General features: G+C 66.6%; 9 protein-coding genes. 8 read left to right on the top strand and 1 reads right to left on the bottom strand.

Translation table 11 applies throughout. From position 1 onward, the window contains the following. Positions 1-44 precede the first annotated feature (44 nt). Together rpsA and coaE are read left to right on the top strand one after the other, a co-directional pair. On the top strand, positions 45-1499 hold the full coding sequence (gene rpsA / locus QCD70_RS05105) for a 30S ribosomal protein S1 (RefSeq protein ID WP_055928721.1): 1455 nt from the start codon (positions 45-47) through the stop codon (positions 1497-1499). Between the two features lie 106 nt (positions 1500-1605). Continuing rightward, the gene (coaE, locus tag QCD70_RS05100; RefSeq protein ID WP_301214075.1) at positions 1606-2229 is read left to right on the top strand and encodes a dephospho-CoA kinase; all 624 of its coding nucleotides are present in this window, start codon (positions 1606-1608) and stop codon (positions 2227-2229) included. Between the two features lie 67 nt (positions 2230-2296). Here the strand turns inward: coaE and QCD70_RS05095 are convergent, their stop codons facing one another. Then, positions 2297-3325 (bottom strand): 6-phosphofructokinase, encoded by a 1029-nt coding sequence (locus QCD70_RS05095; protein WP_055928715.1) that lies wholly within the window; start codon positions 3323-3325, stop codon positions 2297-2299. A gap of 80 nt (positions 3326-3405) precedes the next feature. Here QCD70_RS05095 and uvrB point away from each other — a divergent pair, with 80 nt between their 5' ends. The 6 genes from uvrB to whiA all read left to right on the top strand — a co-directional run bounded on the left by uvrB (position 3406) and on the right by whiA (position 12789). After that, complete coding sequence (uvrB, locus tag QCD70_RS05090) at positions 3406-5475, top strand: excinuclease ABC subunit UvrB (RefSeq protein ID WP_301214074.1); 2070 nt, start codon at positions 3406-3408, stop codon at positions 5473-5475. Further along, on the top strand, positions 5472-5975 hold the full coding sequence (locus tag QCD70_RS05085; protein ID WP_301214073.1) for a PaaI family thioesterase: 504 nt from the start codon (positions 5472-5474) through the stop codon (positions 5973-5975). The genes uvrB and QCD70_RS05085 overlap by 4 nt, the downstream gene beginning before the upstream one ends. A 73-nt stretch (positions 5976-6048) precedes the next feature. After that, a complete protein-coding gene (uvrA, locus tag QCD70_RS05080; protein WP_301214072.1) occupies positions 6049-8916 on the top strand; it encodes an excinuclease ABC subunit UvrA in 2868 nt (955 codons plus the stop codon). 2 nt (positions 8917-8918) lie between these two features. After that, entirely contained in the window at positions 8919-10820 is a 1902-nt protein-coding gene (gene uvrC, locus QCD70_RS05075) for an excinuclease ABC subunit UvrC (RefSeq protein ID WP_301214071.1), read from the top strand. A 43-nt stretch (positions 10821-10863) separates the two neighbouring features. After that, entirely contained in the window at positions 10864-11739 is an 876-nt protein-coding gene (gene rapZ / locus QCD70_RS05070; protein WP_301214070.1) for an RNase adapter RapZ, read from the top strand. A gap of 72 nt (positions 11740-11811) precedes the next feature. Beyond that, positions 11812-12789 (top strand): DNA-binding protein WhiA, encoded by a 978-nt coding sequence (whiA, locus tag QCD70_RS05065; RefSeq protein ID WP_055949459.1) that lies wholly within the window; start codon positions 11812-11814, stop codon positions 12787-12789. Positions 12790-12861 lie beyond the last annotated feature (72 nt).

Below are 12861 nucleotides of genomic sequence, written 5' to 3'. Positions count from 1 at the left end.
CTGCCGTCGGCCTGATATATGTCCATCCTGGAGCATTTACTTTTATGACAATCGCAACGACCGACAGAGTAGCCAAGCAGGTCGCCATCAACGACATTGGCTCGGCAGAAGATTTTCTCGCCGCGGTCGAAAAGACACTGAAGTTCTTCAACGACGGAGACCTCATCGAGGGCACCGTCGTGAAGATCGACCGCGACGAGGTTCTCCTCGACGTCGGGTACAAGACCGAGGGTGTCATCCCCTCGCGCGAACTTTCCATCAAGCACGACGTCGACCCCACAGAGGTCGTCAAGGTCGGTGACCTGGTCGAGGCCCTCGTTCTTCAGAAAGAAGACAAGGAAGGCCGCCTGATCCTCTCCAAGAAGCGTGCTCAGTACGAGCGTGCGTGGGGAGACGTCGAGAAGATCAAGGACGCCGACGGTGTTGTCACCGGTAGCGTCATCGAGGTCGTCAAGGGCGGGCTCATCGTCGACATCGGACTCCGAGGCTTCCTGCCCGCGTCGCTCATCGAGCTTCGCCGCGTGCGCGACCTCACGCCCTACCTGGGCCAGGAGATCGAGGCGAAGATCCTCGAGCTCGACAAGAACCGCAACAACGTCGTTCTGTCGCGCCGCGCCCTGCTCGAGCAGACGCAGTCCGAGAGCCGCACCACGTTCCTCAACAACCTCCAGAAGGGCCAGGTCCGCAAGGGCGTCGTCTCGTCGATCGTCAACTTCGGTGCGTTCGTCGACCTGGGTGGAGTCGACGGACTGGTTCACGTCTCCGAACTCAGCTGGAAGCACATCGAGCACGCCTCAGAGGTCGTCGAGGTCGGCCAGGAGGTCACCGTCGAGATCCTCGAGGTCGACCTCGACCGCGAGCGTGTCTCCCTGTCGCTCAAGGCGACGCAGGAAGACCCGTGGCAGGTCTTCGCCCGCACCCACGCAATCGGACAGGTTGCACCGGGCAAGGTCACGAAGCTCGTTCCCTTCGGCGCGTTCGTTCGCGTCGCAGAGGGCATCGAGGGACTCGTCCACATCTCCGAGCTCTCGGGCAAGCACGTCGAGCTCGCCGAGCAGGTCGTGTCGGTCGGCGACGAGGTCTTCGTCAAGGTCATCGACATCGACCTCGAGCGTCGCCGCATCTCGCTGAGCCTCAAGCAGGCCAACGAGGGTGTCGACCCCGAGGGCACCGAGTTCGACCCGGCGCTCTACGGAATGCTCACCGAGTACGACGACCAGGGCAACTACAAGTTCCCCGAGGGCTTCGACCCGGAGACGAACGAGTGGCGCGAGGGCTTCGAGACCCAGCGCGAGAAGTGGGAGCAGGACTACGCTGCAGCCCAGGCTCGCTGGGAGGCCCACAAGAAGCAGGTTGCCACGAGCAACGCCGAGGTCGCTTCGGGCGACGGCGCCAGCGCTGGTTCCTCCTTCTCGAGCGAGTCGACCGGAGCCGGCACCCTCGCCGACGACGAGACCCTCGCCGCGCTTCGCGAGAAGCTGTCGAGCAGCAACTCCTAAGTCGCAACACAGAACGGCCGTCCTTCGGGGCGGCCGTTCCGTCGTTAACGCGTCGACCGTCACCGCGTCGACGAGGCCGCCCGGGCGCCGCCGTTACCATGGAGCCATGTTCATCGTGGGCCTCACCGGCGGAATCGCATCAGGAAAATCCACTGTGGCCCGGCGGCTCGTCCACCACGGCGCCGTGCACGTCGACGCGGACGCCATCTCCCGGGAAGTCGTCGAGCCGTCGACCTCGGGGCTCGAGGCCGTCGCAGCCGAGTTCGGCGCCGGGGTGCTCGCGGGCGACGGGTCGCTCGACCGCGCCGCGTTGGGGGCGATCGTCTTCGCCGATCCGGATGCCCGGGGCCGGCTCGAGGCCATCATCCACCCTCGGGTGCACGCACGCACCGCCGAGCTGATCGCCGCGGCAGAGGAAGCGGATCCGGCAGCCGTCGTCGTCTACGACGTTCCCCTCCTCGTCGAGGCCCGCAGAGAACTGCAATTCGACCTGATCGTCGTCTGCGAGGCGCCGGCAGAGGTGAGGATCGAGCGCCTCCTCGCGAACCGCGGAATGCCTCGACCCGAAGCCGAAAGACGCATCTCCGCCCAGGCCAGCGACGAGGAGCGGCGCGCGGTCGCGGATGTCGTCATCGACACGTCGGGCTCGCTCGAGCACACCCTCGATCAGGTCGACGAGCTGTGGACGGACCTCGAGGCACGAGCCCAGGACAGGGCCCGCGTCTCCTGACCCGTCCCCTTCGACAAGCTCAGGGAACGATGACTCCGTTCCCTGAGCCTGTCGAAGGGCCTCGTTGCTAGCCGAAGAGCAGCGCCGCCTCGTCGTAACGGTGCTGCGGAACCGTCTTGAGCTTGCCCAGCGCCTCGGCGAAGCCGACCGTGACGATCTCGGTGCCCTTGAGGGCGACCATCTGGCCCCAGGCCCCGTCGCCGATGATGTCGCTCGCGGCCATGCCGAGTCGTGTGGCCAGCACCCGGTCGTACGCGCTCGGAACGCCTCCGCGCTGGATGTGCCCCAACGTCGTCGCCCGGGTCTCGATTCCGGTGATCGACTCGATGAGGGGGGCGATGCGCTCACCGATTCCTCCGAGCCGCGGCCGGCCGAAGGCATCCAGACCCCGCTCGGAGTGCGGGTCGTCCATGCTGTCGGGCATGAAGCCCTCGGCCACGACGACCAGGGGAGCGCGACCGCGATCGTAGGCGCTCTGCACCCACTCGCACATCTGCTCGACACTCGTCTTCTGCTCGGGGATGAGGATGGCGTGGGCGCCGGAGGCCATGCCGGAGTGCAGCGCGATCCAGCCGACGTGGCGGCCCATGACCTCGGCGACCATGCAGCGGCTGTGCGACTCCCCGGTCGTGCGCAGACGATCCATCGCGTCGGTGGCGATCTGCACGGCGGTGTCGAAGCCGAAGGTGTAGTCCGTGGCGTCGAGGTCGTTGTCGACCGTCTTCGGAACGCCGACGATCTTCAGGCCGGCGTCGGTGAGACGTTTGGCCGCGGCGAGGGTGCCCTCTCCGCCGATGGCCATGATCGCGTCGATTCCGAGGCGTTCCATGTTGGCGGCGATGTTCTCGGGGCCGCCGTTCTCGCCCTCGAACGGATTGGTGCGCGAGGTGCCGAGGATCGTGCCGCCCTGCTTGGCGATGCCGCGGATGTTGTGACGGGTGAGCTCCATGATGTCGGCGTTGACGACACCCCGCCATCCGTCGCGGAAGCCGACGAACTCCTGGCCGTTGATCTCGGTGCCCTTGAGAACCGCTCCACGGATGACCGCGTTGAGTCCGGGACAGTCGCCGCCCGAGGTGAGAATGCCGATGCGCATGGCGCCGCTCCTGTTCGAAAGAAATCCGTTTCCACTGCCAGGCAGGGACCAGTGTCACTACCCCGACCTAAACTTATTGCATGGAACCCACCCGCTCCGTCCACCCCTTCGAAGTCGTCAGTGAATACACTCCCAGCGGCGACCAGCCCACCGCGATCGCCGAGCTGACGGCCCGAATCAACGCGGGCGAAACCGACGTGGTGCTTCTCGGAGCGACAGGAACAGGCAAGTCGGCGACCACCGCCTGGCTCATCGAGGCGGTGCAGCGTCCCACCCTCGTTCTCGCGCACAACAAGACCCTCGCCGCCCAGCTCGCGAACGAGTTCCGAGAGCTCATGCCCAACAACGCGGTCGAGTACTTCGTGTCGTACTACGACTACTACCAGCCCGAGGCCTACGTTCCCCAGACAGACACCTTCATCGAGAAGGACAGCTCCATCAACTCCGAGGTCGAGCGGCTCCGTCACTCGACCACGAATTCGCTTCTCAGCCGCCGCGACGTCGTGGTGGTCTCGACGGTCTCGTGCATCTACGGCCTCGGCACCCCCGAGCAGTACATGAACGCCATGATCGCCCTGCAGGTCGGCCAGCGCATCGACAGGGACTGGCTCATCCGCAAGTTCGTCTCGATGCAGTACAACCGCAACGACATCGACTTCTCCCGGGGCAACTTCCGCGTGCGCGGAGACACGATCGAGATCATCCCGCAGTACGAGGAGCTCGCCATCCGCATCGAGATGTTCGGAGACGAGATCGAGGCTCTCTACAGCCTGCATCCGCTCACCGGCGACATCGTGCGAAAGCTCGACGCGGTGTCGGTCTTCCCGGGTTCCCACTACGTCACCGACACCGACGTCATGCAGCGCGCCATCGGCACGATCCAAGACGAGCTCGAGCTGCGAGTCGGCCAACTCGAGAAGGAGGGCAAGCTGCTCGAGGCCCAGCGCCTGCGCATGCGCACGACGTTCGATCTCGAGATGATGCAGCAGATCGGATTCTGCTCGGGCATCGAGAACTACTCCTGGCACATGGATGTGCGACCTCCCGGCGCGGCGCCGCACTGCCTCATCGACTACTTCCCCGACGACTTCCTGGTCGTCATCGACGAATCCCACGTCACCGTGCCCCAGATCGGCGCCATGTACGAGGGCGACTCGTCGCGCAAGCGCACGCTGGTCGACCACGGCTTCCGGCTGCCGAGCGCACTCGACAACCGCCCGCTCAAATGGCCCGAGTTCAAAGAGCGCGTCGGCCAGACGGTGTACCTGTCGGCGACCCCGGGCAAGTACGAGATGGGCATCGCCGACGGCGTTGTCGAGCAGATCATCCGACCGACCGGCCTGATCGATCCAGAGATCGTGATCAAGACCTCCACGGGGCAGATCGACGACCTGCTCGAAGAGATCCGTCTCCGTGCCGGTCGAGACGAACGTGTGCTCGTCACGACGCTGACCAAGAAGATGGCCGAGGAGCTCACGGACTTCCTCGGAGAGCACGGGGTCAAGGTGCGCTACCTGCACGCCGACGTCGACACGCTCCGCCGGGTCGAGCTGCTCACCGAGCTCCGGGCGGGCCTCTACGACGTCCTCGTCGGCATCAACCTGCTGCGCGAGGGCCTCGACCTGCCGGAGGTGTCGCTCGTCGCCATCCTCGACGCCGACAAAGAGGGGTTCCTGCGTTCGTCGACCTCCCTCATCCAGACCATCGGTCGAGCCGCGCGCAACGTGTCCGGACAGGTCATCATGTACGCCGACAAGGTCACCGACTCGATGGCCTTCGCCATCAGCGAGACCACGCGTCGGCGCGAACTCCAGGTGGCCTACAACACCGAGCACGGCATCGATCCGACCCCCCTGCGCAAGCGCATCGCCGACATCACCGAGGTACTCGCCCGCGAGGGCGCCGACACGGCGCAGCTGCTGGCCGGTCGGGACAACTCCAAGAAGAAGTCGCCCACGCCCAACCTGCGACGCGAGGGCATCGCCGCAGAGGGTGCGAACCAGCTCGAGGCGATCATCGCCGACCTCAACGAGCAGATGCTCCAGGCTGCGGGCGAGTTGAAGTTCGAGCTCGCCGCACGTCTTCGCGACGAGCTCGGCGACCTCAAAAAAGAGCTCCGCCAGATGTCCGCCGCCGGGCACCTCTCGTGAGCGCCGATCCGGCACCGCCTCGCCGGCGGGTCGTCGAGTGGGAGGATCCGCTGATCGGAGCCGCCCAGGCGAAGACGCTCGGCGGCCTCGAGTACCTGAACGCCATGATCGCGGGCCGCATCCCGCCCCCGCCGATCGCCGTTCTGATGAATCTCGAGCTCGTGTCGGCGAGCCGCGGCACGGCCGTCTTCACATGCACTCCCGACGAATCGGTCTACAACCCCATCGGCGCCGTTCACGGCGGCTTCATGTGCACCGCCCTCGATTCGGCTCTCGGCTGCGCGGTCCACTCCACGCTGCGGGCCGGGCAGGGTTACACGTCGCTCGAGATCAAGGTCAATTACCTCCGCGCCCTCAACACGGTCTCGGGAACGCTCACCGTCACGGGCACGGTCACCAAGCCGGGAAGCCGCGTCGCCTTCGCCGAGGGCGTGGTGACCGATTCCGAGGGGCGCACCGTGGCGACCGCATCGAGCACCCTGCTCGTGTTCGAGGTCTAGCACAGACATTCGAGACTGCACGCCGTCAGCGGAACGGGGACGCAGTGTCGGTGGCCGCACATAGACTTTCGAGGTGTCAGTTTCGAAGGTAGATTCCTCCAACGTCCTCAGCGTCCACGGCGCGCGCGTCCACAATCTTCAAGACGTGAACCTCGAGATCCCACGGGATTCGCTCGTCGTCTTCACGGGTCTCTCGGGGTCGGGCAAGTCGTCTCTGGCCTTCGACACGATCTTCGCCGAGGGGCAGCGCCGCTACGTCGAATCGCTGTCGGCCTACGCGCGCCAGTTCCTCGGGCAGGTCGACCGCCCCGACGTCGACTTCATCGAGGGCCTCAGCCCCGCGGTGTCGATCGACCAGAAGTCGACCAACCGCAACCCGCGGTCGACGGTGGGCACGATCACCGAGATCTACGACTACATGCGCCTGCTCTGGGCCCGCATCGGCATTCCGCACTGCCCGATCTGCGGCGAGCCCATCAAGTCGCAGACCGTGCAGCAGATCGCCGACCAGCTCATGGAGCTCGAAGACGGTATCCGCTACCAGGTCGCGAGCCCCGTGGTCTCGCAGAAGAAGGGCGAGTTCGTCGACCTCTTCAAAGAACTGGCGGCGGGCGGGTACTCGCGCGCCCTCGTCGACGGCGAGGTCGTTCAGCTGAACGATCCGCCCAAGCTCAAGAAGCAGATCAAGCACGACATCTCGGTCGTCGTCGACCGCCTCGTCGCGGGCCCCGACATCCTGAGCCGTCTCACCGACTCCCTCGAGACCGCTCTGCGCCTCACCGACGGGCTGGTGCAGATCAACTACGTCGACTCCGAGGGTCCCGACGCCTGGCAGACGTTCTCCGAGAAGCTCTCGTGCCCGAACAACCACCCCATCGCCCTCACCGAGATCGAACCGCGCACCTTCTCGTTCAACGCCCCCTTCGGGGCGTGCCCGGAGTGCTCGGGCCTCGGCACGCGCATGTCGGTCGACTCCGACCTGCTGCTGGGAGATCCCGACCTCAGCATCGCCGAGGGCGTCATCGTTCCGTGGACGACCCAGGGGAAGGGGCTCTTCAGCTACTACGAGAAGCTGCTGCACGGCCTGTCCCGCGACCTCGACTTCTCGCTCAAGACCCCCTGGGGCAAGCTGAGCGACGAGGTGCAGAACGCCGTGCTCCGCGGCAACAACTTCGAAGTCAAGGTCCGCTGGAAGAACCGCTACGGCCGCGAGGTGAGCTACTCGTCCGGCTTCGAGGGCGTCGTGCCCTACATCGAACGGCAGTTCCTGCAGGCCGAGACCGACACGCAGCGTGCGCGCTGGTCGGAGTTCCTCCGCGAGATCCCGTGCCCCGTCTGCGACGGCAAGCGCCTGAAGCCCGAGGTGCTCGCGGTGACGGTCAACGGCCGCAGCATCGCCGACGTCACCGACATCTCCCTCACCGACGCACAGGCCTTCATGCACGACGTCGAGCTCACCGACAGGGAGGCGGCGATCGCCGCCCAGGTGCTTCGCGAGATCCGCCTGCGGCTCGACTTCCTCATCCAGGTGGGCCTCAACTATCTCAACCTGGCCCGCGCCGCCGCGTCGCTCTCCGGCGGCGAGGCCCAGCGCATCCGTCTCGCCACCCAGATCGGCTCGGGTCTCACCGGCGTTCTCTACGTGCTCGACGAGCCGTCGATCGGGCTTCACCAGCGAGACAACCGTCGCCTTATCGAGACGCTCGTCAAACTGCGCGACCTCGGAAACACGCTGATCGTCGTGGAGCACGACGAAGACACGATCCGCACGGCCGACTGGGTCGTCGACATCGGGCCGGGGGCGGGTGTGAACGGCGGAAAGGTCGTGCACTCCGGCTCCTACGCCGAGCTGCTCGCGAACACCGAGTCGCTGACGGGCGACTACCTGTCCGGCAGAAAAGAGATCGAGGTGCCCGCCACCCGCCGCCCGATCGATCCCGAGCGAGTGATCACGGTGGTCGACGCCGAGGCGAACAACCTGCGCAAGGTCACGGTCGACTTCCCGCTCGGCACCTTCGTGGCGGTCACCGGCGTCTCCGGGTCCGGCAAGTCGTCGCTCGTCAACGACATCCTCTACCGGGTGCTCGCGAACAAGCTCAACGGCGCACGCAAGATCCCCGGCAAGCACAAGCGGGTCACGGGGCTCGAGAACCTCGACAAGGTCGTGCACGTCGACCAGAACCCCATCGGCCGCACGCCGCGGTCGAACCCGGCCACCTACACCGGCGTCTTCGACCGCATCCGCAACCTCTTCGCTGACACGGCAGAGGCGAAGGCCCGGGGGTACCTCGCGGGTCGCTTCAGCTTCAACGTCAAGGGAGGCCGCTGCGAGGCGTGCTCCGGCGACGGAACCATCAAGATCGAGATGAACTTCCTGCCCGACGTCTACGTCAAGTGCGAGGTGTGCGGGGGAGCGCGGTACAACCGCGACACCCTCAGCGTGCACTACAAGGGCAAGAGCATCTCCGAGGTGCTCGACATGCCCATCGCCGAGGCGGCGGAGTTCTTCGAGCCGATCGGCGCCATCCACCGCTTCCTGAAGACGCTCGTCGACGTCGGCCTCGGCTACGTGCGCCTCGGCCAGAGCGCCACCACGCTCTCGGGCGGCGAGGCGCAGCGGGTCAAGCTCGCCACCGAGCTGCAGAAGCGCTCGAACGGCCGCACGGTCTATGTGCTCGACGAGCCGACCACCGGCCTGCACTTCGAAGACGTGCGCAAGCTCCTGCTCGTGCTGGGCAGCCTGGTCGATAAGGGCAACACCGTGATTGTCATCGAGCACAACCTCGACGTCATCAAGAGCGCAGACTGGCTGATCGACATCGGTCCCGAGGGCGGCGCGGGCGGCGGCCGCATCCTGGCCACGGGAACCCCCGAGCAGCTGGCGAAGGTGAAGAAGAGCCACACCGGCTTCTTCCTCAAGGAGATCCTCGAGGCGAAGTAGTCATGGCACGAACCTCTCCAGACACTGTCCCGTACCGCCCGAAGGCGGGGGAGATCCCCACACAGCCCGGGGTCTACCGGTTCCGTGATGCAACCGGACGGGTGCTCTACGTGGGCAAGGCGCAGAACCTGCGTGCCCGGTTGAGCAACTACTTCGCGCCCCTGCGCAGCCTGCACGAGCGCACGCGGCGCATGGTGACCACGGCGGCGTCGGTCGAGTGGACCGTCGTGGGCAGCGATGTCGAGGCTCTGCAGCTCGAGTACACGTGGATCAAGGAGTTCGATCCGCCCTTCAACGTCAAGTTCCGCGACGACAAGACCTACCCGTTCATGGCGATCACGCTCGCCGACGAGGCGCCCCGAGTCATCGTCACGCGCAACACCCGCATCCCCGGCGCCCGCTACTTCGGCCCGTACCCGAAGATCTGGGCGGTGCGCGAGACCATCGAGCTCATGGTGAAGGCCTTTCCCATCCGCACCTGCTCCGACTCGAGCTACAAGAAGGCGATGCAGACGGGGCGGCCGTGCTTTCCGGGTCAGATCGGCCGATGCGGCGGTCCGTGCTCGCACAAGGTCACCGTCGAGGAGCACCGGGCGATCGTCGACGACTTCGTGGCCTTCATGGCCGGAGGAGACAACCGCTTCGTCACCGAGGTCACCCGCAAGATGAAGGAGGCGGCCGCCGAGCAGCAGTACGAGGCGGCGGCGACCTACCGCGACCAGCTGCAGGCACTCGACGCCGTGCTCGAGAAGAGCGCCGTCGTGCTGAGCGACAACGTCGACACCGATCTGTTCGGCGTGGAGCACGACGAGCTCGCCGCGGCCGTGCAGCAGTTCATCGTCAGGGGAGGGCGCATCCGCGGTGTGCGGGCCTGGGTCGTCGACAAGGAGCTCGACCTGACCACGGCCGAACTCGTCGACTCCATCCTGCAGGCCGCCTACGACGGCACCACGGTGCCCCCGCGCGAGATCATCGTGCCCGAGCTGCCCGAAGACAGGGCCGAGCTCGAGACCTGGCTCGGCAGTCGCAGGGAGAAGGGCAAGGTGAGCCTGCGCACCGCCCAGCGCGGCGAGAAGGCCGCGCTGATGCAGACCGCCCGGGTCAACGCCATGAACGCGCTCCAGCTCTACAAGACGAGGCGCAGCGCCGATTTCGTCGCGCGAAGCCAGGCGATGACCGACATCCAGGACGCGCTCGGAATGCCCGACGCGCCCCTGCGCATGGAGTGCTTCGACGTCTCGCACCTCGGCGGCACCAACATCGTCGCCTCGATGGTCGTCTTCGAAGACGGGCTTCCGAGAAAAGACCAGTACCGCCGGTTCACCATCGCGGAATCGACCGACGACACCGACTCGATCCACCAGGTCGTCACCCGGCGTCTCGCCTACCTGCGCGAGGGCACGGAGCGCAGGGAGTCCGACTCGGCATCGAAGAAGTTCTCGTACCCGCCGAACCTCCTCGTCGTCGACGGCGGGCAGCCCCAGGTGCAGGCCGCGGCCAGAGCACTTCGCGAATCCGGCGTCGAGGGCATCTTCCTCTGCGGACTCGCCAAGCGTCTCGAGGAGATCTGGCTGCCCGACAGCGACTTCCCCGTGATCCTTCCCCGGGGCAGCGAGGCGCTCTTCATGCTGCAGCGCCTGCGCGACGAGGCCCACCGCTTCGCCATCATCCACCAGCGTTCCCGGCGCAAGCGCGACATCGCCTCCGTCCTCGGCGGGATCCCCGGCCTGGGCCCGATACGCGTCAAAGGACTGCTCACGCATTTCGGGTCGGTGTCGCAGCTGCGACAGGCGAAACCGGATGCGATCGCGGCCGTTCGCGGGGTCGGTCCCGCCCTGGCAGAGACCGTCTTCGCGCATCTTCATCCAGACGGACCGGCACCAGCATCCGAACCTCGCCGGTAGGCTGGACGTTCACCCCGACGGCACTCCTCACGAAGGCGAACCCATGACCGACGCTCCACTTCCCCAAGAGGTGCTGATTGTCACCGGGATGTCGGGGGCCGGCCGGTCCACGGTCGCCAACGCGCTCGAAGACCTGGGCTGGTACGTCGTCGACAACCTGCCGCCGCAGATGCTGCGACCCCTCGTCGATCTCGCCGAGAAGGCGGGATCGACTCTTCCCCGCATCGCCGCCGTGGTCGATGTGAGGGGCCGCGACTTCTTCGGAGACCTCCAGGAGATCATCCACTCCCTCCGGGCCGGCAGCCAGCTCCGCGTTCTGTTTCTCGAGGCCACCGATTCGGCGCTCGTGCGGCGATTCGAACAGGTGAGACGCCCGCATCCGCTTCAGGGCGACGGCACGCTCCTCGACGGCATCGAGCGCGAACGGGTACGGCTGCACCCCATCCGCGAGTCCAGCGACATGGTCATCGACACGTCGGATCTGAACATCCACCAGCTCGCCACCCGCATCGCGGAAGGCTTCTCGAACACCGATACTCCCGGCGTGCAGGTCACCTTGATGAGTTTCGGCTTCAAGTACGGCACGCCCACCGACGTCGATTCGATCGCCGACGCGCGCTTCCTCCCGAACCCCTTCTGGATCCCCGAGCTGCGGGCCCACACCGGGCTCGACCCCGAGGTCAGCGACTACGTCCTCACGCAAGACGGAGCGAGCGAATTCCTCGAGGCCTATGCGGCCTCCCTCAAACCCGTGCTCGCCGGTTACCAGCGCGAGAACAAGAGACACGCGACCATGGCCATCGGGTGCACGGGCGGCAAGCACCGTTCCGTCGCGCTCACACGGGCACTCGCATCCCGACTCGCCACCTACCCGGGCGTCGTCGTCAACGTCAAGCACCGCGACCTCGGTCGCGAATAACACCGGCAGCCTCCGCCCCGGGTGCCACAAGCACCGCCGCCGGAGACCGCCGCACGAACGAATGGATAGAGATTGGCCCTCACCGCCGATGTCAAAGAAGAACTGACCCGTGTCGTCGCCAAGAAGACGACCCTCCGGGCCGCCGAACTGGCCACGATCCTCCGCTTCTCCGGAGGACTGCACCTCATCTCGAACCGCATCGCCATCGAGTCGGAGCTCGACACCCCCGAGCTCGTCAAGCGCGTACGGCGCGACCTGGCCGAGTTGTACGGCATTCGCGGAGAGGTCTCCCACGTCTCCGCGTCGGGCGCCAAGCGCACCGGCACATATCTCGTCAGAGTCATCGACGGCGGAGAGACCCTCGCCCGGCAGACGGGCCTGCTCGACGCCCGCCGCCGGCCGATCCGCGGACTTCCGAACCGCCTGACCACGGGTTCCCAGGAGGAGCTGTCCGCGGTCTGGCGGGGGGCGTTCCTGGCGAACGGAACCCTGACCGATCCCGGCCGCTCCGCCGCCCTCGAGATCACCTGCCCCGGCAACGAATCGGCCATGGCCCTCGTCGGTGCGGCGGCCCGACTCCACGTGCAGGCGAAGGCCCGTGAGGTCAGGGGAGTGCACCGCGTCGTGATCCGCGATGGCGAGGCCATCGCGCGCATGCTCTCCCTCATGGGCGCCGCCGACGCGGTCTCCCGGTGGGAGGACCTGCGCCAGCGCCGCGAGGTGCGGGCCACGGCCAACAGGCTGGTCAACTTCGACGATGCGAACCTCCGCCGCTCGGCGCAGGCCGCCGTCGCCGCGTGCTCGCGGGTCGAGCGGGCGCTCGAGATCCTGGGGCCGGATGTTCCCCCGCACCTGAAGTACGCCGGCGACCTGCGGCTGAACTTCCGCGACTCCAGCCTCGACGAGCTCGGACACCACGCCGATCCTCCGATGACCAAGGACGCGATCGCCGGCCGCATCCGCCGCCTCCTCGCGATGGCCGACAAGCAGGCGAGCGACCTCGGCATCCCCGGCACCGACGCGAACCTGCCACCGGACCTCGACGACTGACATCCATACCGACCAATCGGCCGGCGTCAGGAAGTTTTCAGGGCGCTGTCCGTTGACCTCAGTAGACTGATC

The sequence above is a fragment of the Agreia sp. PsM10 genome, assembly GCF_030433855.1.
GTDB lineage: Bacteria > Actinomycetota > Actinomycetes > Actinomycetales > Microbacteriaceae > Agreia.
The sequence above is the reverse complement of the archived record's forward strand: the minus strand, read 5'-3'. Positions and strand labels throughout refer to the sequence as shown.